Below are 23,618 nucleotides of genomic sequence, written 5' to 3'. Positions count from 1 at the left end.
CGCCGCTCGGGAGCGGTTCGCTGCGTCTCGCCACCGGTCCGCCGGACATCGTCACCCATCTCTCAGTTTCGGGGCGATTATCGCTCCGCCGAGTCGACCGACTCCGGGTACGCATCGGCTAGCGCCGACAGGGCCTCGTGGTGGTTCGTCGAGTGCGGTGCGGTCAGCGGCGAGACGCTGATCCGTCCCTCGACGACCGCGCGGCGGTCCGTCCCGTCCGGATCCGGCAGCGTCTCGGGATCCATGCGCTCCCAGACGCGGTCCTTGAGGTGGACGCGGTCGCCGTCGCGCTCGGCGTCCATCTCGTAGCGCTTCGAGGGCCGGGTGATCTCGAGCGGCGCCGGATCTCCGTCGGCCAGCGGGACGTTGACGTTGAGATAGGCCGCGTGGTCGAAGACGCCGGCCTCGAGGGCGTTGTCGACCAGATAGGAGGTCACGCGGGTCGCCTCGGCGAAGTCCTCGGCCGTCAACTCGAGTTCGCTCAGCGGGCCCTCCTCGGGGGGCACGTACATCGAGGTCGCGATCGCGGGCACGTCGAAGAAGGCGGCCTCGACGGCGGCGCTGATCGTCCCCGAGCGCCCGAGGACGTACTCGCCCAGGTTCGCGCCCTCGTTACAGCCCGCGACGACGATGTCGGGGAACGGGCCGAGTTCGGCCAGTCCGGCGACGACGCAGTCCGAGGGAGTGCCATAGAGGGCGTACCCCAGTTCGCGCTCCTCGACGTCGACCTCGTGGGACATCGAGCGGCCACAGGAGCTCTGATCGGTCGCGGGGGCGACGACGGTCACGTTGCCCAGCTCCGAGAGGGCGTCGTACAGCGCCCGGAGGCCGGTGCTGTCGATCCCGTCGTCGTTGGTCAACAGGATCTCGAGGGGGTCGCTCATATCCGTCGGGTCGGAGGCCGGAGCGAAAAGCCCACCGCTTCGGTGGGTCGTATGGCGGGGTCGGCTCGCTGTCGGTCGCTCGAGCGCGGCGGTGGCGCGCGCTGTTGATCGGCTGAGCGATTGCGAGGCCGATCGACGATATCGTGCGAGGGATGAGCGACCGGAGGGAGCGAATCGGCTGGGGAGGGTGTGGTGATTCCCTGTTGCCACGGTACAGAACGCTCGTTTTCACTCGATTCAGGCACGGTACAGCCGTTCAATAGCCTCACGTACGAACCGAACGTCTTCGTTTCTGACTTTCGTTCGAATAACGAAACCGTACCACTAGCGACCGGTCAGCCGATGCGGTCGACGATCGTCTCCTCGTCGACGACCAGATTGTACGCCTCCTCGTCGTCGTTCCAGAGCGCGAGGATCCGTTCGAACGAGCAGACCTCGCCGTAGTCGGCCTCGAGCAGCGGCCGGTTGAGCGAGGTCTCTGACGTGACGACGGCGTAGTGGTCGATCGCCTCGCTGCCGTCGCTGATCTTGAACAGCGGGTTGGAGCGGCCGCCGTGACCGTCGTCGCGGTCAGTGTCGCTCAGCGAGCGGCTGAGTTTCGCCGCGACGAGGTCGATCCGGTTGGTCACGTGCCGTTCCATCTCGGCCATCTTCGCCCAGTCGCCCGTCTCGAGCGCGAGGTCGATCCGCCGCTTGCCGTCGAGGCGCAACAGCGAGGAGGAGAACTGGACGTCGACGTTGACGAACTCGCCGGGGGCGTGCTCCTCGTCACTGTCGGGCGTCGCCTCGTCGAGTTTCCGCTGGAACGAGGGGACGGAGAGATCGGGTCTGACGTCGAAGGTCCAGCCCCGGTCCGTCGGGCGCTCGCCCGGCCAGAGGCGAACGGTCGGCCCGTAGACCGTCACCAGACCGCGCCGGTGGGCCTCGCGGCTGGTATCGCCGTCCGCCGCACCCTCGCCGTCCTCACCCGCCTCGCCGTCCTCGAGGCCCATCTTGTCGGCTGTCCACAGCCGTTCGTCCTCGAGTTCCCGTTCGACCGCCCGCAACTCGACGCTGGTGTTCTTGTCCGCCGGCGCCATCGCCAGCAGCGTTCCGTCCGGGGCGAGCGTCTCGAGGGCCGACCGCAGGACGGCCGTCGGGTCCTCGAGTTCGCTCAGGACGTTGCAGGCGAGGACGAGGTCGAAGCCGTCGTCGGGGGCGGTCGGATCGAACGCGTCGTCGCTGTCGCTGCCGTCGCTTCTGCCGCTGCCGCCGCTGCCGTCACTGCCGTCGCCACCCGCACCGATCGCGCCGGGATCGAACGCCTCGGCGGTCGTCCGGTGGATCGTCGGGTGAACGTTCGGGCCGGTCTCCGCGAGCAGTTCCTCGAGGACGTCGGCGGCCGCGCTGGGTTCGACGGCGTGGTAGTCGAGCAGGGCGTCCTCGGGGAGGTAGTCACAGAGGCCCAGCGCGGGGCCGCCGACGCCGGCGCCGATGTCGAGGACGCGAAGCGACCGCCCCAGCAGGCCCCGTTCGGCGAGGTCGTCCAGCGCGTACTGGACGGCCGCGTAGTAGCCCGGAAGGTGGTAGATCGCGTAGCCGGCGGCGACGTCGTCGTCGTACTCGACCGGCCGTCGCTCGAGGTAGCGGTGCTTGAACCGGCGGATCGTCGACCGGAGGAGCTCGCCCGTGGCGTCTTCGTGCCAGTCGGCGCCGTAGCGGTCGACCAGCAGGTCTTCCAGTCGCCGTTCGTACGCCGCGGGGAAGCGCTCGACGGGGCCGCGGTTCGGCGCCACGGGGTCGTCCTCGACGGGGACGAAGGTGCCGTCGTCGCGCTCGATCAACTCGAGTTCGGGCGCCAGTTCGCGGAGGTGCTGGCGAACGACCGCCGGGTGGGGGTTGCCCTCGACGTACTCGCAGATCTCGTCGGGGTCGATCGGGCGGACGTTCTGCAGGTACTTCGCGTTCGATCGCACGGACTCGCGCTGGTCGCTCATCGGGAGGTCCCTCCGTTCGCGTCGCCGTTCGTCTCGTATTTGGCGGTCTCGTCGTTCGTATCGCCGGTCCCGTCGTCGGTCTCGCCGTTCGTCCCGTCGATCTCGGCCGCCGCGTCCGCCTGCCACCGATCGGCCGCCTCTCGGTAGAGGGACTCGAGTTCGTCCCGGTCGGCCTCGGCGACCGTCGCGGCGGCGTCGGCGATCGCGTCGGCGCCGTCGAAGGCCTCCTGAATGTCGGCGTACACGCGGGGCGTCCCCTCGGTCATCTGCTCGGCCAGGGTCCCCAGCCCCTCGTAGATCGGCGTCTCGAAGCCGTCGGGCACCGGTTCCGCGGCCAGCGCGAAGGAGAGCACGGCGGCGTGGGTCGCCGCCTGAACCGTCTCCATGGCGTCGTCGTGTTCCGTCGCCGTGGTCTCGAGTACGTCGTTGCCCCGCGTCGCGAGCGCGTCGAGGAGCGTTTCGACCGTCGGTCCGGTCTCGTCGCGAACGACGGCGATCGACCCGGGCGCTCGCTCGGGCGCGAACAGCGGGTGGAGGCTCGCTCGCTCCCTGTCCGGCGCGTGGGTCCGCATCGCCTCGAGCGGCGGGCCCATCGCGCCGGAGACGTCGACGATCGCCCCCTCGGCCCGGTCGGCGTGGTCGGCGATCGCGTCGACGGCGTGGGTCATCGGGACGGCGATAGCGACGACGTCGTAGCTGTCCGTCCCCTCGAGCGTCGTCGTCTCGGCGCCGTTCCCGACCGCGTCGGCGGCGGCGGCCGCGGCGTCGGCGTCGACGTCGGCGAACGTCACCGAGGCGTCTACGGCACGGCCGAGCCACGTCCCCATCGCCCCCGCGCCGACGATCAGTACGTCCATCGGCCCCTGCTACCGTCCGGCGTCGCAAAAGCGGTTCGATCGATCGGCCGCCGTGACCGTCCGCTCGCTCGAGGGCGTTCTGTCAGCCGCTCAGTAGTTCGGCGACCGGTTCGTCGGTGACCGGATTTCCGTGGTACATGCTACCTACTCCCAAAGACTAAATCGCCGCTCTCCGTACTGGCCGTATGGGCGTGACAGAGCGGCCGACCTTTTCGTCCGACGCCAGCAGACGGATCTACGAGTACGTCGAACGCAACGGGACCGTCGCGCGGCACAAGGTCATGGACATGGTCTCGCTGCCGTCCGAGGAATTCGAGTCCCGCCTCGAGTCGCTGAAGGCCGACGGCTACCTCGAGGAGGACGGCGGCACGCTCCAGATCGCCGTCGAGTTCGGCGCGGTCGCGGAACACGAGACCGACGAGCGCTCGTTCGTCATCCGGCCGGGACGCCAGTCCGACTTCGACGGCCTCATCGAGACGATCAGGGACGTCACGTCTGAGGAGACCTACGTCGTCGCCGAGACCATCGCCGAGCAGCTCCTCTACGAGGACTCCGTCACCAGACACAACACGGTCAAATCGCGGATGTTCTTCGTCGCGACGATCGACGGCGACGTCGTCGGCTGGACCCACCTCGATCTCCCGCAGGTCGACCAGTTGCAGGGGACCGCCCAGCAGACCGTCGGCGTCCGCCAGGCCCACCGCGGCCACGGGATCGGGAGCAAGCTCCTCCAGCGGGGCCTCGAGTGGGCCGAAGCCAACGGCTACCGGAAGGTGTACAACAGCGTCCCCATCACCAACGACCGCGCCCTCGAGTTCCTCACCGAACACGGCTGGGACACCGAGGCGATCCGCCGGGACCACTACGAGATCGACGGCGAGTGGATCGACGAGGTGACGATGGCCCGCGAGCTGTAGCGGCGGGCGGCGCCGTTCGGGCCGGAATACTTGACGGCGGGGGCCGAACGCCCCGCCATGACACGCATCGGAATCGTCGGCGCCGGCGCGGCCGCCGCGGCCGCGGCGTTCGCGATCGCCGAGTCGGCCGCCGAGACGCACGTGACCGTCCTCGAGAAGTCCGGCGGTCTCTGCGGTCGCGCGGCCACTCGCCGGCACGGGGACGTGACCTACGACTACGGCGCGAATTACGTCACATCGGACGATCAGCGGGTCGTCGACCTGCTCACGGAGACGCTCGAGACCGACGGGCTGGTCGACGTCACCGACCCGGTCTGGACCTTCGACGCCGACGGCGCGGTCTCCGAGGGCCGGGACGCCGACGATCACAAGTGGACCTACGAGGGGGGCCTGACCCAGCTCGCCAAACGGCTCTTCGCGCGCACCGACGCGTCGATCCACCGGAACACGCGCGTCGAGACGATCCGCCGGGAGCCCGCCGCGGGAACGTGGCGACTCGAGGACGACGCGGGCGACCAGTGGGGCCCGTTCGACGCCCTCCTGTTGAACCCGCCGGCGCCGCAGACCGCCGAGCTGTTGCGGTCGGCCGAGTGGGACGTCGGCGCCGATACTGACACCGACCCCGATACTGACGCCGACACCGGCGTTCGCGATCGGCTCGCCGACGCGGCCGAGGCCGTCCCCTACCGGACGATCTGGACGGGCGTCTTTCACTACCCGTTCGCGCTCGAGCGACCGTACTACGCGCTCGTGAATACGGACAAGACCCACGAGCTCGGCTGGATCGCCCGTGAGGAGTGCAAGCCCGGTCACGTCCCCGACGGCGAGTCGCTGCTCGTCGTCCAGGCCAACCACGAGTGGTCCGTCGAACACTACGACGAGGACCCCGACGCGAACCTCGAGGACCTCGCCGAACTGACCGCCGAATTGCTAGACGACGAGCGCCTGCTCGAGCCCGACTGGACGGACCACCAGGGCTGGCGCTACGCGCTGCCCGAGGACGGGGTCGATCTCGAGTCGGTGCGAGAGGCCGAAGCCGAGGGGCTGTACTGTCTCGGCGACTGGGTCGCCGGCGAGGGACGACTGCACGCCGCGTTGCGCAACGGACTCGAGACCGGTGAGCGCGTCGTGAGGAGCAACTAGCTGCGCAGACGTTGTCGAGCAGATTACGTTCTCAAGCGGTCGTTTGATAGCTTGTCCCACACTGCTGCCATCGACCAGCCTGCGGTGGCGCGCGCTGGGACGTGGTGAGTTACGAACCACGTCCCGAAACCGTGCGAGGGATGAGCGATCGAACGGAGTGAGTGAGCGAATCGGCTGGGGAGGGTGTGGTAATCCCTGTTGCCAGCGCGAGCGAGATAGCCTCCTTTCGGCTACGATACCTGCACGAACGAAGCATCCTGCTATTCCTGGCGGCAAGGAATTGCCACACCCTCCCCAGCCGATTCGTTCGCTCGCGCTCACGGCTGCGCCGTTCGCGTACGCGGCGCGTAGCGCCGCGCTCTCGCTCACTCATCCCTCGCGCGCTTCGATATCCAGTTCGCCGTCGCTCACTGGATCTCAGCGCGCGCCACCGAAGGGAAAAGAATCCAAGCTGGAACCGACATCCCGAGCCGGTACCGACACCCCGGATCGAGAGGCCAGTTACTCTGCTTTGGGCTCGAGTCCGACCCGATAGTCGGTCAGGTTCTCGTACCCGTCCTCGGTGACGGCGATCAGGTCCTCGATCCGCACGCCGCCCACGTCGGGGTCGTAGAGGCCGGGCTCGATCGTGATCACGTGGCCGGGCTCGAGTTCGCCGCCGGAGGGGGAGACGGTGGGCTGTTCGTGGATGTCCAGCCCGACGCCGTGACCGGTGCTGTGGATGAAGCCGATCTCGGTGTCCGGATCGCTCCGAAGGGTATCGTAGCCGGCCGCCTCGATGACGTCGCAGGCCGCGTCGTGGACGGCCGCGCCGGTGGTGCCCGGTTCGACGGCCTCGAGGGCGGCCTCGTACGCCTCTCGCGTCACGTCGTACCGCCGTCGAGCTTCCTCGCCCGGCTCTCCGCGGGCGAACGTCCGTGTCATGTCCGCGAAGTAGCCCGTCTCCTTGTCCCGCGGGAAGATGTCGATCACGATGAGCGAGTCGGCCGCGAGCGGGCCGCTGCCGCGGTCGTGCGGGTCGGCCGCGTCGGCGCCGGCGGCGACGATAGTCTCGTCGAGCGCGCAGCCGTGGCGCAACAGCGTGATCTCGATCGCCTCCGTGACGCGCTCGCTGGTCAGGGGCTCGCCGTCCCGAACTAGAACCCCGTCCTCCACGTCCGCGGTCGCGATCAGTTCCTCGGCGCGGGCCATCGCGGCCTCGTTGGCCCGCTGGGCGGTCCGAATCTGCTCGCGTTCCCAGTCGGTCTTCGTCGCGCGGACGTCCTCGACGATCCCCTCGGGTTCGACCGTCACCGTGAGCCCCCGCTCGCGGAGGCCGTCCGCGGTCCCCGTCGGGAAGTTCTTCGGGACGGCGACCGACGAGACGCCGTGATCCTCGAGGAACGCCGCGAGGACTCGGCTCTTGGCCCCGTAGGCGCCGTGTTCCGCGACGAGGTCCTGATAGCCGTAGGTCGACAGCCGCGTCACGGTGTCGGCGCTCGAGTCCGCCGTCGCGCGGCCGTACTCGAGTCCGGAGACGAGCAGGTGGGTGCCGTCGCCGTCGACCAGCGTCTGGTAGGGGTCCGGCGCCGTGAAGCCGGAGACGTACCGCTGGTCGGCGTCCGAGGCGTCGTCGTCGATCAGGTAGCCGTCCAGGCCCGCGGTCTCGAGGTGCTCGCGCAACGGGGCGAGGTCGACGTCGAGTTCCATACCGGGTGTGGGACGGGCGAGCACATAATGTCGACGAGTCCAGTCCGGACTGGACTCGTCGGAGTCACACTCGCTTCGCTCGCGTGACTGCCGGCGAGTCCACCTTTTCACGTCGCTTCGCTCGTTCGGTCGCGGACTCGAGCGCGGAAACGGTCAACCCACACACTTACAAATTTTGATTACAGTCACTCGTGTATGAATCGTCGACGGTTTCTGGCAGTCGGTACCGGTGCCGGCGTCGCGCTCGCCGGCTGCGTGAGCTATCCGTCCGCCGACGACGGGCCCTCGAGCGAGTCGCTGCTCCGCGACGCGGTCGAGACGCGCCGCCACCTGAGCGACCTCACGGCTCGTCGAACGATGACCGTCGAAACGCCGTCGGAGACCGTCGAGCGAACGGAACGCGTCGTCCGCCAACCGCCGGCCAAACAGCGCCTCGAGGTCCTCGAGTCGACCGATCCGGACGCGCCCGTCGGCTCGGTCACCGTGACCAACCGGGAAACGACGTGGGAGTACAACCCGGAGACGGACGTGGTGGACGTCCAGTTTCACGGCACCAAGGTCGACGCCGATCGGACGCTGCGGGTCCTCGAGGCCCTGCTCGAGGACTACCGGCTCGGTTACGAGGGGACGACGACCGTCGACGGCCGCGAGGCCCACGTCATCGAGACGCGGCCGCCGCTCGACGAGACCGGGCGCCGGATCGATCTCGTCGTCGGGGACACGACCTACGCCGTCCCGCTGTCGACGGACGAACTCGAGGACCTCGAGGTTTCCCGGACGATCTGTATCGACGACGAGTACCGGTATCCGGTCAGGGAACGCAACGAGGTCCGTGACGGCGGCGAGGTCCGCTACCGGCTGACCGTCACCTACGAGGACCTCGCGATCGACGAGGGCGTCGAGTCGGAGACGTTCACCTATCAGCCGCCGGCCGACGCGCAGGTCGTCACCGACGGGACGGAACCCGAGGGGATCTTCGACTCGTTCGACGAGGCCGAGGCGGCCGTCCCCTACGAGCTGCCGGCGGCTGACGTCCCCGACGCCTACCTCCTCGATCGAATCACCGTCGTCGAGCGGGCCGAGAAGTACGGCGGGGTGACGACGACGCTGTGGTACAACGATCCGAACGTCGTCGCGCGCGAACTCTACGTCGTCGTCCGCGAACGGGCCCGGTTCGATCCGGACGTCCTCGAGGAGATCGAGATCGACGGGCGGACGGCCTACTACCGGGACGGCCGGATCCAGAGCGTCTTCTGGGACTGCGGCGACGTGAGCTACGAGGTCTCGAGTCTGGTCGACGGCGAGCCGCTCCGGGAGATTACGGCCTCGATCGGCTGTCGGTGACGGGCTCCGTCGCAGCCGAGCCCGATAGCTCTCGTTTTCGTCGGCGTCGCCGATCGCCGGAACTCCGAGGATCGGTATCGGTAAGGCGGGGCCACCCCACAGAGCGACCATGAACGTCACGATCACGCCCTCGAGCGTCGCCGGGTCGGCGCGGGCACCGCCCTCGAAGAGCTACACGCACCGAGCGATCCTCGCCGCGGGCTACGCCGACGAGGCGACGGTCCGCGACGCGCTCTGGAGCGCGGACACGCAGGCGACCGCACGCGCGGTGGAACTCTTCGGCGGCGACGTTACCCGCGCCGGGGACGCCACCCTCGAGATCGACGGCTTCGACGGCCGGCCCGACGTGCCGGCGGACGTCATCGACTGCGCGAACAGCGGGACGACGACGCGCCTCGTCACGGCCGCGGCGGCGCTGGCCGACGGGACGACCGTCCTCACGGGCGACGAATCGCTGCGCTCGCGGCCCCAGGGGCCGCTGCTCGAGGCGCTCTCCGATCTCGGCGCCGAGGCGTACAGCACGCGGGGCAACGGGCTGGCGCCGCTGGTCGTCACCGGACCGCTGTCGGGCGGCGCGGTCTCGATCCCGGGCGACGTCTCCTCGCAGTACATCACGGCCCTGCTGATGGCCGGCACCGTCACCGACGAGGGGATCGAGATCGAACTCGAGACCGAACTGAAGTCCGCGCCCTACGTCGATATCACGCTCGAGGTCCTCGAGGACTTCGGCGTCGACGCGCGTCACACCGACGACGGGTTCGCCGTCGAGGGCGGCCAGTCCTACGACCCGGCAGGAGGCGAGTACGCCGTCCCCGGCGACTTCTCGTCGATCTCCTACCCCCTCGCGGCGGGCGCCATCGCGGGAGACGCGGCAGAGGGCGTCCGCATCGAGGGCGCCAACCCGAGCGCGCAGGGAGACACCGCCATCGTCGAGATCGTCGAGCGGATGGGCGCCGACGTCGACTGGGACCGCGAGGCCGGCGTCATCGACGTCTCGAGCGCGCCGCTGTCGGGGATCGAGGTCGACGTCGAGGACACGCCGGACCTGCTGCCGACGATCGCGACGCTTGGCGCCGTCGCCGACGGCGACACGCACATTACGAACGCCGAGCACGTCCGCTACAAGGAGACCGACCGCGTGAGCGCGATGGCCGAGGAACTGGGCAAAATGGGCGTCGAAACCACCGAGGAGCGCGACTCGCTGACGGTCCACGGCGGCGACTCCCGACTCGAGGGCGCGACGGTTCAGGGACGGGCCGATCACCGGATCATCATGGCGCTCGCGCTCGCCGGACTGGTCGCCGAGGGCGAGACGACCATCGAGGGCGCCGACCACGTCGACGTCTCGTTCCCCGGTTTCTTCGACCTGCTCGAGGAGTTGGGCGTCGCGCTCGAGCGCGGCGAGCAGTAGCGCCGACGCTCTCACGGGAGCGGACGGAACGGGGGAAGCGATCTCGTCGGAGAACTGCTCGTCAGTGCGATCGTCTCCGGATCAGATCTCCACAGCCCCATCTCGGACGGGATCCGCTCTCGTGAGCGATCGTGACTTCTCGAGCCGTCTCGTCGTACTCGAACCCGAACTCGACGTCGAGAGCGTCCGTTCCGACCGCTCGGGAGCGACGCTTCCAGTCGTTCGGTAATTCCGTTCGTCGCTTTCCGGAGAGGATAGCTATTTACCTTCACGAAAAATCATTCTATACAATGGCAGATAATACACCAGTGATCGTTAGCGCTGTTAGAACGGCACAGGGAAAGGAAGACGGCGCGCTCGCGGACGTCCGCAGCGAGGACCTCTCGATTCCGCTGGTGAACGAGATGCTCGCGGAGACGGGACTCTCCGGCGAGGACGTCGACGACCTGATGTGGGGCTGTGCCCAGCAGCGCGAGGAACAGCGGACGAACATCGCCCGTCAGATCGCGCTCTTCTCGGACCTCGGCGAGGAGGTCCCCGCGACCACCATCGACCGACAGTGCGCGTCGTCGGCGCAGGCGATCATCAGCGCCGCGGACTCGATCGCCGCGGGTCGCCACGACGCGGTCGTCGCCGGCGGCGTCGAGAGCATGAGTCGCGTGAAGATGGGCGCCGCCGACAGCGGCCAGCTGTATCCCGAACTCGACGAGGAGTACGGGATGCGCAATCTGCAAATGGGAATGACCGCCGAGAAGGTCGCCGAGGAGTACGACATCTCCCGCGAGGAGCAAGACGAGTACGGCGCCCGCAGCCAGCAGCGCGCGGTCGAAGCGACCGAGGAGGGCAAGTTCGACGACGAGATCGTCCCCATCGAGACGGGCGACGGCGTCCACGACGAGGACGAGGGCCTGCGACCCGGGACGACCACCGAGAAACTCGCGGAACTGCCGACCGTCTTCAAGGACGACGGCACCGTCACGCCCGGCAACGCCTCCCAGATCGCCGACGGCGCGGCGGGCGTCCTCGTCACGAGCCGCGAACTCGCCGAGGACCGCGACCTCGAGATCCTCGCGGCAGTCGGCACCAGCTACGTCGCCGGCGTCGATCCGACGATCATGGGCGTCGGTCCGGTTCCGGCGACGGAGGGGCTACTCGAGCGCGCCGGCCGGGAGATCGACGACTACGGGCTGGTCGAGATCAACGAGGCCTTCGCGAGCCAGACGCTGTACTCCCAGCGCGAACTCGGAATCCCGGACGACCGACTCAACGTCAACGGCGGCGCCATCGCGATCGGCCACCCGCTCGGTTGTTCCGGCGCGCGGCTGCCGGTGACGCTCGTCCACGAGATGAACCGCCGCGGTGTCGACCGGGGCATCGCGACGGAGTGTGTCGGCTTCGGACAGGGAGCGGCGATCGAGTTCGAACTGCCCTGAGACGGTTCCGCTAGCCTTTTTGGTCCAGATTTTGCGAGCGAGACCGTGAGCGAAGCGAACGCGTCGAGCGAGACAAACGGTGGTCGCGGCAGGGAGCGGCGAGCGATCGCGGCGAACGGCTCGGTTAACAGTGGTCAGACTCGGACTCCGTCGTCATCTCGAACTCGTCGTCCTCGAGGACGAACAGCTCGGTCGCCGGGCAGGGATCGTCGAACGATTCGGCCTCGAGGGTCGTCGATTCGATCTCGTCGCCGTCGACGGTCACGGTCACGGCGTACTCGGCCCGATCGTGAAGAACGATGACTACGTGGGCGTCGGAAGCCAGATCGTAGTTCCCCTCGAAGGTGGCCGTCTCGGCCTCGAGGTCGAGCCCGATCGACCGCTGGTCGTCGGTTCGGTTCCACAGACGGATGCGGTGGGGCGAGTCGTCCGACGAGGCGCCGATCGTCGCGCGAGCGATCGGGTCGTCGGGATCCGACGGGACCTCCGGGGCCGTCGACTCCTGGAAAACCGTCGCCTCGATCGAGGCGCAGCCCGCGATCGCGGCGCTCGAGGCGGCGACGCCGGCGAGCAGCGAACGGCGGTTCATAGTGTGACACCACTTACACCACTCGGATCAAAGACGCTTTGGGTGGGCTGAGGCAGTCGAATTCAGGATTTCGGGAGAGTCTGCACGTCGGTCATTTCGCGGCCGACGCTCGAACGGGAGTTCGCCTCGAGCGCCGCGTTCGGTCGAGTCGCTCGGAATCGGTTCGGTGGCCACCGTCCGCCGGAGATCCTGCACCGCTAAGTGGCCCCGTCTCCGAGGAACCCGTAATGAACGGCAACCGCTTCGGTCGCCTCTTTCAGGTGACCACGTTCGGCGAGAGCCACGGGGAGGCGATGGGCTGTACCATCTCGGGCTGTCCCGCCGGCCTCGAGCTCTCGGAGGAGGACATTCAGGAGGACCTCGATCGGCGAAAGCCGGGTCAGTCGATGATCACGACCAGCCGCGGCGAGCCCGACGACGTCTCGATCAAGTCGGGGATCCAGGACGGCTACACGACCGGGACGCCGATCGGGCTGGTCATTCAGAACAAGGACGCCCGCTCGGGCAAGTACGAGCCCTTCATCACCGCGCCGCGGCCGAGCCACGGCGACTTCACCTACTCGGCGAAGTTCGGCACCCGCAACTGGGGCGGTGGCGGCCGCTCGTCGGCCCGCGAGACCGTCAACTGGGTCGCCGCGGGCGCCGTCGCGAAGAAGCTCCTCGCACGAGAGGGGATCGAACTCAAGGCCCACGTCAACCAGATCGGCGACGTCGAGGCGCCCGAGGTGAGCTTCGAGGAGATCAAAGAACACTCCGAGGAGAACGACGTCCGGTGTGCCCACCCCGAGACCGCCGCGGAGATGCAGGAACTGATCGAGGAGTACCAGGAGGAGGGCGACTCCATCGGCGGTAGCATCTACTTCGAGGCCCAGGGCGTCCCCGTCGGCCTCGGCGCACCTCGGTTCGACTCGCTGTCCGCGCGACTCGGACAGGCCATGATGGCGGTGCCGGCGACGACGGCCTTCGAGTTCGGCCTCGGCCGCGAGGCTCGAGAGTGGACGGGCAAGGAACGTAACGACGACTGGGAGTTCGACGAGGAGGGGAACCCGACGCCGGTCGAGAACGACCACGGCGGTATTCAGGGCGGGATCAGCTCCGGCGAGCCGATCTACGGCGAGGTCACGCTGCACGCGCCGACCTCGATCCCCAAGTCCCAGCAGACCGCCGACTGGGAGACGGGCGAGCTCAAGGAGGAGAAGGTCATCGGCCGCCACGACCCCGTCCTCCCGCCGCGAGGCGTTCCCGTCGTTGAGGCGATGCTCGCGCTGACGCTCGTCGACTTCATGCTGCTGTCGGGTCGGATCAACCCCGACCGCGTCGACGGTCAGCCCGGCGAGTACGACACGGACTACCACCCGAGTAACCCGCAGAACGAGTAGTCCGCGACCGGTTTTTCGACGTCGGACTCGAGCGCTCGAGTCCGACCGCCCGTCGAGTTTCGACTGTCGTCGACGGTCGCCCCTCGCTGTCTGCCCGGCCGGCGAGCGCCTGATTGCCGTTGACTACGGGTAATTTCTCTCACCACAGCGAGCCGAATGGCCCTTTCATCGAGTCGTCTCCAGTATATAATCATTCTCTGCTGGGCAATAATCGCGAACTGTCCGGTCGCCTACGCTGAACATTTCGTCACAAATAGCAACTATCGCTCGACTCTCCTCCAAATATAATGGTCTTTGATGGTATATACTGTGTGGTTGTACATTCTTCACGATAGATCTATGGCAATGTATAGCAAAGGCTTTAGGTCACGTAGAGCAAAATCACGGCACGGTCGGCCCACCGGCCACTGATTTAGCTATGAGCGACGAACTCATCTGGCGAATCGCGGGCGGTTCCGGCGACGGGATCGACTCGACGAGCCAGAACTTTGCCAAGGCGCTAATGCGCTCGGGGCTCGACGTATTCACCCATCGACACTATCCGTCGCGAATCCGCGGCGGCCACACGTACGTCGAAATCCGAGCCGCAGATCGGGAGGTACAGTCACGGGGAGACGGCTACAACTGCCTGCTGTCGCTGGGCGACTCGTTCGCTCGGAACCCCCAGGAGGAGGCCTACTACGGCAACGAGGAGATCAAGCCCCTCTCGGAGAACTTAGACGAACTCCGCGAAGGCGGAGTCATCGTCTACGACGAGGGACTGATCAGCGAGGAGGACGTCGAGGCCGTCAACCTCCACGAGCGCGCGGAGGAGAACGACTGGCACGTCTTCCCGGTTGATCTGCGCGGACTCGCCAAGGAGCACGGCCGCGAGGTCATGCGCAACACCGCCGGCGTGGGTGTGACGGCGGCGCTGCTCGACATGGAACTCGAGCACATCGAGGACCTGATGTCCGACGCCATGGGCGGGGACATCCTCGAGTCGAACCTCGAGATCCTCCACGAGGCCTACGAGATGACCCAGGAGGAGTACGACTTCGAACACGACCTGCGCGTGCCCGAGGGCTCCCACGAGACCGAGCAGGCGCTGCTGTCGGGGTCGAACGCGATCGCCTACGGCGCGATCGACGCGGGCTGTCGGTTCATCGCCGGCTACCCGATGACGCCGTGGACGGACGTGTTCACCATCCTCAGCCAGAACTTCCCCGACATGGGCGGGGTCTCCGAACAGGTCGAGGACGAGATCGCCGCGGCGGCCCTCGCGGTCGGTGCGAGCCACGCCGGCGTCAAGGCCATGTCCGGGTCCTCCGGCGGCGGCTTCGCGCTGATGAGCGAACCGCTGGGGCTCGCGGAGATGACCGAGACGCCGCTCGTCCTCGTCGAGTCGATGCGTGCGGGTCCCTCGACCGGGATGCCGACGAAGCCCGAACAGGCCGACTTAGAGCACGTCCTCTACACGAGCCAGGGCGACTCCCAGCGCGTCGTCTTCGCGCCCGGGAACATCGAAGAGGCCTACGAACAGACGCGACTGGCCTTCGAGATCGCCTGGGACTACCAGATCCCCGCGATCGTCATCTACGACCAGAAGCTCTCCGGCGAGAACACCAACGTCGACGTCGAGTTCTTCGACCGCGAACCGCAGCCGGATCTCGGCTCGACGCTGACCGAGGAGGAACTCCGGGAGGCCGCACACGACAACTCCGGGAAGTTCAAGCGGTTCAACCACGAGGACGCCGAAAACGGCGTCGCACCCCGCTCGATCCCCGGCCAGAAGGGCGGACGCTACCTCGCGACCGGGAACGAGCACAGCCCCGTCGGGCACATCAGCGAGGATCCCGACAACCGCGTCGCGCAGATGGAGCGCCGACTCGAGAAGCTCGAGTCGATCCGCGCGGAGCTCGACGAGGAACGGGACTCGACCCAGACCTACTTCGGTCCGGAAGACGCCGAGTACGGCATCATCACCTGGGGCTCCTCCCAGGGTGCCGTCGCGGAGGCTATCGAGCGCCTGAACGCGCAAGGACACTCGGTAAAGGGGATCAGCGTCTCCGACATGATGCCCTTCGCCGAGAAGGAAGTGACGGAGTTCCTCGAGAGCGTCGACGAGGCGATGGTCGTCGAGATGAACGCCACCGCGCAGTTCCGCGGCCTGATCCAGAAGGAGCTGGGCCGCTTCGGCGACAAGATGACCAGCCTGCTGAAGTTCAACGGCAACCCCTTCGAACCCGCCGAGATCGTCGAAGGCTACGAGGTCAACCTCGCCGACGAGGACCGTCAGCCAACCGCACAGGTACGAATCGAACCCGCTGCAGGTGACTAACCAATGAGTGCATTCAACGCGATCGGTGAGGAACGCGAGATCGACCGGGACGAGTACACGCCCGGTGTCGAACCGCAGCCGACCTGGTGTCCGGGCTGTGGGGACTTCGGCGTCCTGAAGTCGCTGAAGCAGGCGCTTCCCGAAGTCGGGAAGACCCCCGAAGAGGTGCTGACCGTCACCGGGATCGGCTGTTCCGGCAAGCTGAACAGCTACCTGGACACGTACGGCTTCCACACGATCCACGGCCGCTCGCTGCCCGTCGCTCGGGCCGCGAAGCTCGCCAACCCCGAACTCGAGGTCATCGCCGCCGGCGGTGACGGCGACGGCTACGGGATCGGCGGCAACCACTTCATCCACACGGCCCGGGAGAACCACGACATCACGTACATCGTGTTCAACAACGAGATCTTCGGGCTGACGAAGGGGCAGACCTCGCCCACGAGTCCGAAGGGCCACAAGTCCAAGACTCAGCCGTCGGGCAGCGCGAAGACGCCGCTGCGACCGCTGTCGACGTCGCTGAACGCCGGCGCGAGCTACATCGCTCGCACCGCCGCGGTCAACCCGAACCAGGCCAAGGAGATCATCAAGGAGGCCATCGAACACGACGGCTTCGCCCACGTCGACTTCCTGACCCAGTGTCCCACCTGGAACAAGGACGCGCGACAGTACGTCCCGTACATCGACGTCCAGGAGTCCGACGACTACGACTTCGACGTCCACGACCGTGCGGAAGCCGCCGAGATGATGCGCGAGACCGAGGACGTCCTCAACGAGGGGACCGTCCTGACGGGACGGTACTACGTCGAGGACGACCGTCCCTCCTACTCCCAGGAGAAACACGCCGTCGGCGAGATGCCCGACCAGCCGCTGGCCGAGCGCTACTTCGACGACGACGCCGAGTGGGAGCGCAGCTACGACCTGCTCGACCGCCACAAGTAATCGCTCGCCGCCGCGGTTCGGCGCACCGAGCGCTCCATTTTCGCCGCGATTCGAAGTCGGCCTCGTTAATCGCAGTCTTCGTCGACCGATTCCGCGACCGAGAGGACCGTCTCCCGATCGACCGATGCGGTCGCGACGACGTAGTACGTCCGCTCGCCGCAGGGCCACTCGACGGTCGTGCCGAGGTCGCTCTCGACGATCGTTCCGGAGACGCCGTCGACGGTGACCGCCTCGCCGTCGAGTTCGAACGGTCGGGACCCGGTGCAGACACCGACCCGGATCGACTCGCCGACGGACTCGTCGCCGGCGTACCTGACCGAGACCGCCCGCAGATCGTCCGCGTACGGGTAGTCGGCGACGGCGGCCGCGGCGCGCTCGAACCGTTCGGGGACGCGCGTCGGGGGCACCATTTCGACGCCCGCCGCGGCTTCGGCGTCCGCGAGCGAGTCGTACCGGTCGAGGTACGGAAAGACGTGTTCCTCGACGAGGGCGTCCGCCGGCGGCTCGTACGCGAACAGTTCGTCGTCGACCGGCTCGCCGAGCGAGAGCGTCGTGCAGACCGCCTCGAGGTCGACGTCGCTGGTCTCGATGACCTGCTTGACCGGGAACAGCGTCTCCCGGTCGAACCAGACGTCGATCCGATCGACGCGCTTCTGGAACGCCGTCTCCTCGCGGTCCTTTGTCTCGAGCGGGAGCACGTACTCCGTGTTGCCGACGAGGACGCCGATCGATCGCTCGACGGTCTCGTCCGGCGGGGAGTCGAATCGGACGTGGTAGACCTCCCGACCGTCGAGGGTCGTCGCCGCGCGGAGCCGCGCCTCGAGTTGGTCGAAGTACGTCGTCGTCTCGCCGTAGATGTACTCGATGTGGCTCTCGCCGGTCCGCTGCGAGTCCAGCACCGCCACTCGGTTTCGCTCGAGGTCGTGGAACCAGCCCCGGTCGCCGTCGTCGACGTTCCGAAACGTCGCGTCGTCGCTGCTGCCCTCGACGTACGTCTCGCCGGTGAGCCGCGCTCTGATCTCGTTCGTCGCGACGCTCGTCGTCTCGTCCCGATCGAACGTCGTCTCGACCGTCGCGATCACGGTCTCCGGACGGTCGAGCTCGGCCAGCGTCGACTCGAGGTCCGCGGCCGTCGTCTCGACGCTGCCGCCGACGTTCAGACAGCCCGCCACCGCCGTCGTCACTGCTCCGCAGCCGAGCGCGACGAACCCGCGGCGTGTCGGTTCCATACGACTTCACCGTGATTCGTTCGACAAATAAATTGTTACACGCTGTCGAGGGGGCGGTGGCCGATCGGGACGGCGGCCGCGCTCCGATTCAGTCGCGGCCGCCCGCGCCGAAGCCGCGGGCGAACAGTTTCGAGAGGTAACTCAACGCGAGCAACGCGGCGATGAGTCCGCCGAGCAGGAGGGGATCGAAACCGTAGAGCAGTTCCCGGACGGCGTAGGCGACGACGAGCGCGCCCATGAGCAGGGCCGTGCCGCCGGCCCACCGGGAGACGTACGCCGGATCGACCGACTCGTCGTAGTCGGAATGGAGGTCGGCCCGACCGCGGACGGCGATGAGGGAGCCGAGCGCCAGGATCGCGACGCCACAGCACAACCAGACGATCCCGCTGACGTGATTGGGCTCGACCATCTCGGATAGCGAACCTGGGGTCACCGCGAGAATAAGTCCGGCGATCCGGCGGTCGAACACCTCACGTCGGTGTCGTTTACCCCGACGTATCGGTCGTTTTCGTATACAAAAGATATTTTTCCGCCGGAGCAAAAGAGAGTAGCATGAGTACACAGGCTACGGAAGATCGCATCCTCGAGGTGCTCGAGGAGGACGCTCAGGCGTCTTACGCCGAGATCGCCGAGCGGGCGAACGTCTCGAAACCGACCGTTCGCAAGTACATCAACCAGCTCGAGGAGGACGGCGTCATCGTCGGCTACTCGGCCGACATCGACCCGAAGAAACTCTCGAGCAAGACGATCGCGATGGTGGGGATCGACGTCTCGAGCGAGCGCTACGTCGAGGCGACGAAGGCGCTGAAGGACTTGGACGAGATCGAGGCGCTGTACAGCTCCAGCGGCGACCACATGCTGATGGCCGAGGTCCGCGCGGCGGACGGCGACGCGCTGGGCGAGATCATCTCCGATCAACTGCTCGAGATCGACGGCGTCACTGCGGCACATCCCTCTTTCCTCCAGGAACGACTAAAGTAGTCGGCTCGGTGGCCGACGCCTCGCCCGTCGTTTGGCCGTCCAGTTTTCCCGCCGGCCGGCGTAGCGACGCGCGATGGCGACCTACGACCGCCGGACGACGATCGACGCGCCGCTCGCGGACGTCTGGGCGTTTCACTCGCGAGTCGAGGGCCTCGAGGGGGTGACGCCCGACTGGATGGGGCTGCGCGTCGAGTCGGTGATCGGGCCCGACGGGACTACCGATCCGGAGCGACTCGAGGCCGGAACCGAGCTCTCGCTGTCGATACGGCCGTTCGGCGTCGGGCCGCGCCAGCGCTGGACGTCGCTGATCACGGACCGCGAACGCGGCGACGGCAGCGCGTACTTCCGCGACGAGATGGTCCGCGGGCCGTTCGATCGCTGGGAGCACACTCACGCCTTCTTCGCCGACGGCGAGCGGACGGTGCTCCGGGATCACGTCGCGTACGAACTCCCGGGCAGCGGCGTCGCCGGCGTGGGACTGCTCACCGACGCCGCGACGCCGTTCTCGAGGGTCGGCTTCGAAGCGATGTTCCGCACGCGGCATCGACTGACGAAGGAACGCCTCGAGTGAGACGATCACTGGACGTCGCAGCCGACGGTCGACCGACGACTCCGTCGACGCGGTTCGGCGGTCGAACCACGCTCGTTTTGGCCGTCGCCGTGGTAGCTACTGTATGACCGGACCGAACGCGGGGACTCTCGAGCGGCGACGGCTACTCGGACTGCTCGGGGCGAGCGCGCTCGCGGGGGGCGCTGGCTGTCTTGGCGGTGGCGAAGACGACTCCGCCAACGAGGATACGGACGAGAAACGGACGTTCGATCCGACCATCGACCATCCGGGCGGCGAACCCGTCGCGTTCACCGACGACCAGAACTGCCCGGTCTGCAATATGACGCCGGCCGACTACTCCAACTGGCACAGTCAGGTCGCCCACGAGAACGGAGAGGGGGCCGCCTTCGACACCTCGGGCTGCATGTTCGCCTATCTCGTCGCGAACACGGTCGAGTCGCCCGTCACCGGCGCCTGGACCGTCGACTACGAGACGGGCGACCTCGTCGACGCCACCGAGGCGTACTTCGTGCTCATTACCGACGAGCACGCGGTCGACGATAAGATGGGGATCAATCCGCGGACGTTCGCCGACCGGGACGACGCCGTCGCCTTCCTCGAGGAGTACGACGCCGAAGCGTTGACCGAGGACGATATCATCGAGTTCGACGAGATCGACCGCGAGACGGCCGAGATCTACCGCGGCAATCGCATGTGACCACTACGTGTTCTATCGCAGCGATCGCATCTGACCACCGGAATCAGTCGCGACGATCGCGTTCTATCGCAGCGATCGCACGTGACCGCAGGTCGGCCCCGACGGCGTCGTTACCCTCGCCGTTGAATCAGGATCACGCCGACGACGACCAGCGCCCCGCCCAGCACCGTCGTCGTCGATACCGGTTCCTCGAGCACCGCCGCACCGAGGACGACGGCGACCGCGGGTTCGGCCGTACTGATGATACTCGCCCTGCTCGCCCCGATTTTGGACAGGCCCGCATAGAGCAGGCAGATCGGAATCGCCGTCGAAAGCAGCGCGAGCGCGACTAACATGCCCCACGCCGTCGCGTCAGTTGCCGCCGGCACCCCGAACGTCCCCCCTACCACGCCGATCCCGAGAAACAGGAGCCCGGACGCCGGCAATACGTGCGCCGTCAGCACCTGCGGCTCGACCGACTCGAGGACGCGCTCGCTGCCCAGCATGTATCCGGCGTAGCAGATCGCCGAGCCGAGCATGATGAGCACGCCCCGCGGATCGGCGCCGGCCGGATCCGCGCCGACGATCAGGGCGACGCCGCCGAGCGAGAGACAGAGCGCGGCGACGAGCGTCCGGTTGATTCGCTCCGGATTCGTCGCGATCGTGACGACGACGACGATCGCCGGAAACGTGAAGAGCACGATCGCGACCAGCCCCGCCGTCAGATACTCGAGTCCCCAGAAGTAGAACCCGCTCATGCCGCCGTAGCCGCCGATCCCGAGGACGGCCGCCCAGCCGAGCGGCCGGCCGCCGAGGAGGCGCCGCCGGCCCTGCAAGACTAACAGGCCCCAGAGGGCCAGCGTCGCGATAGCGAACCGAAACACGAGGATGGTCGAAATCGAGAGGCCGACGTCGCCCGCGAGCGTCCCGAAGATACCGACGGTTCCGAACCCCACGGCCGACGCGAGTACCAGACCGATACCGACCGTCCGCTCGTCCATATTCCCACGACGCCACCTCGACCGTATAGCCCCGGCGATTCGTCCGTCGGTTTCGCCGGACCGCGGCGTGTCTCGTCGGGTGCGACCACCAGCCGGCCCGTTTCGGAACGGGTTCGGAACCGCCGGCCGACGCCGCCATCGTTTTCGCGGCGATTCATCTCCGCCACGGGAAGAGAACGGTGCGAGTCCGCTGATCGAGCGGAGCGCCCCCCGGCGGTCGTCACTCCGACAGCGTCATGAGGTGCTCCCGACCGTCCTCGGTGATCGTATAGACGCCGCCCGAGACCTGTCGCACGTGGCCGTCCGACTGGAGGTCGTAGCACACCTGGGTCACCGTCACCGGATGCTCGTCGAGCGTCGCCGCCAGGGTCCCCACTTCGACCGCGCCGCGCTCGTCGAGCACCCGTAAGAGCCCTCGACTCGAGCAGTTGGTCATTGTATAAACACGTATAACGGCCATATATGAAATAGTAGTTTCGATACCGTGTCCGGCTAATAGAAGGTCCGATTCAGTGATCGATCACCGATCCGATGGTTCGATCGATTCCGGGAGCCGCGATAGTGGGCTTCGAACAATTAGGCAGCGACCCCGCCGGCCGAGTTCTTCGGCGACGCGAACCACGCGATCGCTCAGTTTCGCGTCGCGCTCCGCGAGTTCGCCCCGCCGATAGCAGGCGTCGTCCTCGAGACCGACGCGGACGTGGCCGCCGGAGAGCGGCCCCATCGCCGCGAACGGCTCGACCAACGGCGGCGCGCCGCCGTCGCTACTCCGTCAGCTTCGGATACGACTGCGTTCCGCCGCGGGAGTTGCGGGCGACGAGGGTCGCCACCGCCGCGGTGCCGCCGGCGACCGGTCGCCGCCGCTCCGCGTAGGAGAGGATCGTCAGGTCGAGACACGCCCGCAGGAGGTCGTTCGACCGGTACCGGAAGCGCTCGCTCGAGGGACCGACCTCGACCGGATCGGCGGAGCGGAGGTGGTGCTCGTAGACGAGGACGCCGCCGGGCGCCAGCGCCTCCTTGAGGTCGGGCAGGTGCTCGAGCGCGGCGAAGAAGCTCACGGCGATCACGTCGTACTCGTCGGTCGAGAGGTCGACGTCGGCCAGATCGGCGCGCTGCCAGTTCACCTCGAGGTCGCGCTCGTCGGCCCGTTGCCGCGCCCGCTCGATCGCCTCGTCGGAGACGTCGATCGCGTCGACGTCGTAGCCCTGGGCCGCGAGAAAGAGCGCGTTGCGCCCGGTGCCCGTCGCGACGTCGAGGGCCCGCCCCTCGGGTAACGTAGCGATCCGGCGCTCGAGTTCGGGAATCGGGTCGTCGGGGAGTTCGAACTCGACGTCGCTGTACCGCTCGTTCCACCGCTCGCGCTCGTCGGACATGGCCGTACCGACGGGCGTGCGATATTTGGCGGTGGTGGTCTCGAGAGCGTCGCCGGCAGTGAACTCTTGCCGCATCGTCCCCTAACGCGAGCTATGCTGGTCCCCGTTGCGCGGGGGGTGAGCCGATGAACCGACGCGAACTCCTCGCCGGGGTCGGAAGCGCGGGCGCCCTCGCCGGCGCCGGGACTCTGCTCCGGTTCGGTCCGCCGTCGTTCGGCACTGACGGTCCGGAGACGAGCGGCGACGGCGACTCGCTCGCGGTGGAAACGATCGCCGCCAGCGGGAGCGAGGACGGGACGGTCCGCCTCCCGAACGGCTCGGTCACGCTCGTCACGTTTTTCGTCACCGGCTGTGGCAACTGTCAGGCGCAGATTCCCGAGCTCGCCGCCGCTCGCGATCGACTCCGCGAGCGACGCGGCGACGCCGTTCGATTCCTCTCGGCCACGTACCAGCGCTCCGAGACGCTGTCGCCGGCCGCGCTCCGCGACTGGTGGGCGAGCCACGGCGGCGACTGGTCCGTCGGTTACGATTCGGGGCTGGCCGGCGCCTACGGCGTCGTCGGCTATCCGACCACGATCGTCGTCGATCCGAACGGTGAGAAACGGTGGCACGAGACCGACGTCCTCGAGCGCGAGACGATCGTTCGGGTCGTCGAGGACGCACTCGAGGCCGTAGCTCGAGACGCCGGTACCGGAGACGGAAACGCGACCGGCGAAGCACTGAACGCGACCGACGAACGATCCGAAATCGACTGAACGCGGCGGTCGCCGGAACGCTGGCTGATTCTACAGACAGAGCGGGCCGAGGCGGTTCACGGATCGGTGCTCCCGAACCGGGTGATTTCGTTAGGTCCTGGCATGCTCTGGATTGCGACGCCCGACGGCGTCGCGAGACTGATACTGACAT

22 protein-coding genes and 1 pseudogene are annotated in these 23,618 nt (G+C 67.6%); 12 read left to right on the top strand and 11 right to left on the bottom strand.

Annotation, left to right across the window (positions count from 1 at the left end; all coding sequences use genetic code 11):
- Window positions 1-77 precede the first annotated feature (77 nt).
- From surE to WD430_RS00280, 3 genes are all read right to left on the bottom strand, one after another.
- Window positions 78-884: a 5'/3'-nucleotidase SurE gene (gene surE / locus WD430_RS00290; RefSeq protein ID WP_339104038.1), complete on the bottom strand. Its 807-nt coding sequence runs from the start codon at window positions 882-884 to the stop codon at window positions 78-80.
- 335 nt (window positions 885-1,219) lie between these two features.
- The gene (locus tag WD430_RS00285; RefSeq protein WP_339104037.1) at window positions 1,220-2,860 is read right to left on the bottom strand and encodes a class I SAM-dependent methyltransferase; all 1,641 of its coding nucleotides are present in this window, start codon (window positions 2,858-2,860) and stop codon (window positions 1,220-1,222) included.
- Window positions 2,857-3,717 (bottom strand): NAD(P)-binding domain-containing protein, encoded by an 861-nt coding sequence (locus WD430_RS00280; RefSeq protein ID WP_339104036.1) that lies wholly within the window; start codon window positions 3,715-3,717, stop codon window positions 2,857-2,859. Before WD430_RS00280 ends, WD430_RS00285 begins: the two co-directional genes overlap by 4 nt.
- A gap of 185 nt (window positions 3,718-3,902) precedes the next feature.
- On the opposite strand from WD430_RS00280, the gene WD430_RS00275 reads away from it, so the two are divergent.
- Window positions 3,903-4,634, top strand: coding sequence for a GNAT family N-acetyltransferase (locus tag WD430_RS00275; protein WP_339104035.1), 732 nt, complete (start codon window positions 3,903-3,905; stop codon window positions 4,632-4,634).
- Window positions 4,635-4,691: 57 nt separating this feature from the next.
- Window positions 4,692-5,777 (top strand): FAD-dependent oxidoreductase, encoded by a 1,086-nt coding sequence (locus WD430_RS00270; protein ID WP_339104034.1) that lies wholly within the window; start codon window positions 4,692-4,694, stop codon window positions 5,775-5,777.
- A gap of 501 nt (window positions 5,778-6,278) precedes the next feature.
- On the opposite strand, the gene WD430_RS00265 is transcribed toward WD430_RS00270, so the two are convergent.
- The gene (locus WD430_RS00265) at window positions 6,279-7,466 is read right to left on the bottom strand and encodes a Xaa-Pro peptidase family protein (protein ID WP_339104032.1); all 1,188 of its coding nucleotides are present in this window, start codon (window positions 7,464-7,466) and stop codon (window positions 6,279-6,281) included.
- Between the two features lie 195 nt (window positions 7,467-7,661).
- Here WD430_RS00265 and WD430_RS00260 point away from each other — a divergent pair, with 195 nt between their 5' ends.
- The 3 genes from WD430_RS00260 (at window position 7,662) to WD430_RS00250 (ending at window position 11,654) form a co-directional block, all read left to right on the top strand.
- Window positions 7,662-8,810, top strand: a complete 1,149-nt coding sequence (locus WD430_RS00260; protein WP_339104031.1) for a DUF2092 domain-containing protein — start codon at window positions 7,662-7,664, stop codon at window positions 8,808-8,810.
- Between the two features lie 109 nt (window positions 8,811-8,919).
- Window positions 8,920-10,221, top strand: a complete 1,302-nt coding sequence (gene aroA / locus WD430_RS00255; protein ID WP_339104030.1) for a 3-phosphoshikimate 1-carboxyvinyltransferase — start codon at window positions 8,920-8,922, stop codon at window positions 10,219-10,221.
- Window positions 10,222-10,511: 290 nt separating this feature from the next.
- Complete coding sequence (locus tag WD430_RS00250; RefSeq protein ID WP_339104029.1) at window positions 10,512-11,654, top strand: thiolase family protein; 1,143 nt, start codon at window positions 10,512-10,514, stop codon at window positions 11,652-11,654.
- A gap of 124 nt (window positions 11,655-11,778) precedes the next feature.
- On the opposite strand, the gene WD430_RS00245 is transcribed toward WD430_RS00250, so the two are convergent.
- Window positions 11,779-12,243 carry a hypothetical protein gene (locus tag WD430_RS00245; protein WP_339104028.1) on the bottom strand — a complete coding sequence of 155 codons (465 nt, stop codon included), beginning with the start codon at window positions 12,241-12,243 and terminating at the stop codon, window positions 11,779-11,781.
- A 227-nt stretch (window positions 12,244-12,470) separates the two neighbouring features.
- Here WD430_RS00245 and aroC point away from each other — a divergent pair, with 227 nt between their 5' ends.
- The 3 genes from aroC to WD430_RS00230 all read left to right on the top strand — a co-directional run bounded on the left by aroC (window position 12,471) and on the right by WD430_RS00230 (window position 16,881).
- Entirely contained in the window at window positions 12,471-13,622 is a 1,152-nt protein-coding gene (aroC, locus tag WD430_RS00240) for a chorismate synthase (RefSeq protein ID WP_339104027.1), read from the top strand.
- Window positions 13,623-14,040: 418 nt separating this feature from the next.
- Window positions 14,041-15,942: a 2-oxoacid:acceptor oxidoreductase subunit alpha gene (locus WD430_RS00235; protein WP_339104026.1), complete on the top strand. Its 1,902-nt coding sequence runs from the start codon at window positions 14,041-14,043 to the stop codon at window positions 15,940-15,942.
- Between the two features lie 3 nt (window positions 15,943-15,945).
- Entirely contained in the window at window positions 15,946-16,881 is a 936-nt protein-coding gene (locus WD430_RS00230; protein WP_339104025.1) for a thiamine pyrophosphate-dependent enzyme, read from the top strand.
- Window positions 16,882-16,946: 65 nt separating this feature from the next.
- Here WD430_RS00230 and WD430_RS00225 read toward each other — a convergent pair whose 3' ends face one another.
- Together WD430_RS00225 and WD430_RS00220 are read right to left on the bottom strand one after the other, a co-directional pair.
- Window positions 16,947-18,110 (bottom strand): hypothetical protein, encoded by a 1,164-nt coding sequence (locus tag WD430_RS00225; RefSeq protein ID WP_339104024.1) that lies wholly within the window; start codon window positions 18,108-18,110, stop codon window positions 16,947-16,949.
- 88 nt (window positions 18,111-18,198) lie between these two features.
- Complete coding sequence (locus WD430_RS00220; RefSeq protein WP_339104023.1) at window positions 18,199-18,519, bottom strand: hypothetical protein; 321 nt, start codon at window positions 18,517-18,519, stop codon at window positions 18,199-18,201.
- Window positions 18,520-18,662: 143 nt separating this feature from the next.
- Between WD430_RS00220 and lrpA1 the strand changes: the two genes are divergently transcribed.
- The 3 genes from lrpA1 (at window position 18,663) to WD430_RS00205 (ending at window position 20,359) form a co-directional block, all read left to right on the top strand.
- Complete coding sequence (gene lrpA1, locus WD430_RS00215) at window positions 18,663-19,091, top strand: HTH-type transcriptional regulator LrpA1 (RefSeq protein ID WP_339104022.1); 429 nt, start codon at window positions 18,663-18,665, stop codon at window positions 19,089-19,091.
- 73 nt (window positions 19,092-19,164) lie between these two features.
- The gene (locus WD430_RS00210; protein WP_339104021.1) at window positions 19,165-19,662 is read left to right on the top strand and encodes an SRPBCC family protein; all 498 of its coding nucleotides are present in this window, start codon (window positions 19,165-19,167) and stop codon (window positions 19,660-19,662) included.
- A 103-nt stretch (window positions 19,663-19,765) separates the two neighbouring features.
- Window positions 19,766-20,359 (top strand): nitrous oxide reductase accessory protein NosL, encoded by a 594-nt coding sequence (locus WD430_RS00205; protein WP_339104020.1) that lies wholly within the window; start codon window positions 19,766-19,768, stop codon window positions 20,357-20,359.
- A gap of 110 nt (window positions 20,360-20,469) precedes the next feature.
- Here the strand turns inward: WD430_RS00205 and WD430_RS00200 are convergent, their stop codons facing one another.
- The 4 genes and pseudogenes from WD430_RS00200 to WD430_RS00185 form a co-directional block, all read right to left on the bottom strand.
- Window positions 20,470-21,339: an EamA family transporter gene (locus WD430_RS00200; RefSeq protein ID WP_339104019.1), complete on the bottom strand. Its 870-nt coding sequence runs from the start codon at window positions 21,337-21,339 to the stop codon at window positions 20,470-20,472.
- A 220-nt stretch (window positions 21,340-21,559) separates the two neighbouring features.
- Complete coding sequence (locus WD430_RS00195; RefSeq protein ID WP_339104018.1) at window positions 21,560-21,775, bottom strand: hypothetical protein; 216 nt, start codon at window positions 21,773-21,775, stop codon at window positions 21,560-21,562.
- An 84-nt stretch (window positions 21,776-21,859) separates the two neighbouring features.
- Window positions 21,860-22,075, bottom strand: a pseudogene (locus tag WD430_RS00190) (3-keto-5-aminohexanoate cleavage protein); the annotation flags it as partial.
- A gap of 28 nt (window positions 22,076-22,103) precedes the next feature.
- A complete protein-coding gene (locus WD430_RS00185) occupies window positions 22,104-22,712 on the bottom strand; it encodes a methyltransferase domain-containing protein (RefSeq protein ID WP_339105840.1) in 609 nt (202 codons plus the stop codon).
- A 125-nt stretch (window positions 22,713-22,837) separates the two neighbouring features.
- Between WD430_RS00185 and WD430_RS00180 the strand changes: the two genes are divergently transcribed.
- Window positions 22,838-23,467 (top strand): TlpA disulfide reductase family protein, encoded by a 630-nt coding sequence (locus tag WD430_RS00180; protein ID WP_339104016.1) that lies wholly within the window; start codon window positions 22,838-22,840, stop codon window positions 23,465-23,467.
- The last annotated feature ends 151 nt before the right edge of the window (window positions 23,468-23,618 follow it).

Origin of the sequence: Haloterrigena sp. KLK7, from assembly GCF_037914945.1 — an archaeon.
In the GTDB taxonomy this organism is placed as follows: Archaea; Halobacteriota; Halobacteria; order Halobacteriales; family Natrialbaceae; genus Haloterrigena; species Haloterrigena salinisoli.
The sequence above is the reverse complement of the archived record's forward strand: the minus strand, read 5'-3'. Positions and strand labels throughout refer to the sequence as shown.

What these genes read in the sequence shown, in the direction of transcription:
- surE (WP_339104038.1), bottom strand. Translation starts at nt 884, where the DNA reads ATGAGCGACCCCCTCGAGATCCTGTTGACCAACGACGACGGGATCGAC.
- WD430_RS00285 (WP_339104037.1), bottom strand. Translation starts at nt 2,860, where the DNA reads ATGAGCGACCAGCGCGAGTCCGTGCGATCGAACGCGAAGTACCTGCAG.
- WD430_RS00280 (WP_339104036.1), bottom strand. Translation starts at nt 3,717, where the DNA reads ATGGACGTACTGATCGTCGGCGCGGGGGCGATGGGGACGTGGCTCGGC.
- WD430_RS00275 (WP_339104035.1), top strand. Translation starts at nt 3,903, where the DNA reads ATGGGCGTGACAGAGCGGCCGACCTTTTCGTCCGACGCCAGCAGACGG.
- WD430_RS00270 (WP_339104034.1), top strand. Translation starts at nt 4,692, where the DNA reads ATGACACGCATCGGAATCGTCGGCGCCGGCGCGGCCGCCGCGGCCGCG.
- WD430_RS00265 (WP_339104032.1), bottom strand. Translation starts at nt 7,466, where the DNA reads ATGGAACTCGACGTCGACCTCGCCCCGTTGCGCGAGCACCTCGAGACC.
- WD430_RS00260 (WP_339104031.1), top strand. Translation starts at nt 7,662, where the DNA reads ATGAATCGTCGACGGTTTCTGGCAGTCGGTACCGGTGCCGGCGTCGCG.
- aroA (WP_339104030.1), top strand. Translation starts at nt 8,920, where the DNA reads ATGAACGTCACGATCACGCCCTCGAGCGTCGCCGGGTCGGCGCGGGCA.
- WD430_RS00250 (WP_339104029.1), top strand. Translation starts at nt 10,512, where the DNA reads ATGGCAGATAATACACCAGTGATCGTTAGCGCTGTTAGAACGGCACAG.
- WD430_RS00245 (WP_339104028.1), bottom strand. Translation starts at nt 12,243, where the DNA reads ATGAACCGCCGTTCGCTGCTCGCCGGCGTCGCCGCCTCGAGCGCCGCG.
- aroC (WP_339104027.1), top strand. Translation starts at nt 12,471, where the DNA reads ATGAACGGCAACCGCTTCGGTCGCCTCTTTCAGGTGACCACGTTCGGC.
- WD430_RS00235 (WP_339104026.1), top strand. Translation starts at nt 14,041, where the DNA reads ATGAGCGACGAACTCATCTGGCGAATCGCGGGCGGTTCCGGCGACGGG.
- WD430_RS00230 (WP_339104025.1), top strand. Translation starts at nt 15,946, where the DNA reads ATGAGTGCATTCAACGCGATCGGTGAGGAACGCGAGATCGACCGGGAC.
- WD430_RS00225 (WP_339104024.1), bottom strand. Translation starts at nt 18,110, where the DNA reads ATGGAACCGACACGCCGCGGGTTCGTCGCGCTCGGCTGCGGAGCAGTG.
- WD430_RS00220 (WP_339104023.1), bottom strand. Translation starts at nt 18,519, where the DNA reads ATGGTCGAGCCCAATCACGTCAGCGGGATCGTCTGGTTGTGCTGTGGC.
- lrpA1 (WP_339104022.1), top strand. Translation starts at nt 18,663, where the DNA reads ATGAGTACACAGGCTACGGAAGATCGCATCCTCGAGGTGCTCGAGGAG.
- WD430_RS00210 (WP_339104021.1), top strand. Translation starts at nt 19,165, where the DNA reads ATGGCGACCTACGACCGCCGGACGACGATCGACGCGCCGCTCGCGGAC.
- WD430_RS00205 (WP_339104020.1), top strand. Translation starts at nt 19,766, where the DNA reads ATGACCGGACCGAACGCGGGGACTCTCGAGCGGCGACGGCTACTCGGA.
- WD430_RS00200 (WP_339104019.1), bottom strand. Translation starts at nt 21,339, where the DNA reads ATGGACGAGCGGACGGTCGGTATCGGTCTGGTACTCGCGTCGGCCGTG.
- WD430_RS00195 (WP_339104018.1), bottom strand. Translation starts at nt 21,775, where the DNA reads ATGACCAACTGCTCGAGTCGAGGGCTCTTACGGGTGCTCGACGAGCGC.
- WD430_RS00185 (WP_339105840.1), bottom strand. Translation starts at nt 22,712, where the DNA reads ATGTCCGACGAGCGCGAGCGGTGGAACGAGCGGTACAGCGACGTCGAG.
- WD430_RS00180 (WP_339104016.1), top strand. Translation starts at nt 22,838, where the DNA reads ATGAACCGACGCGAACTCCTCGCCGGGGTCGGAAGCGCGGGCGCCCTC.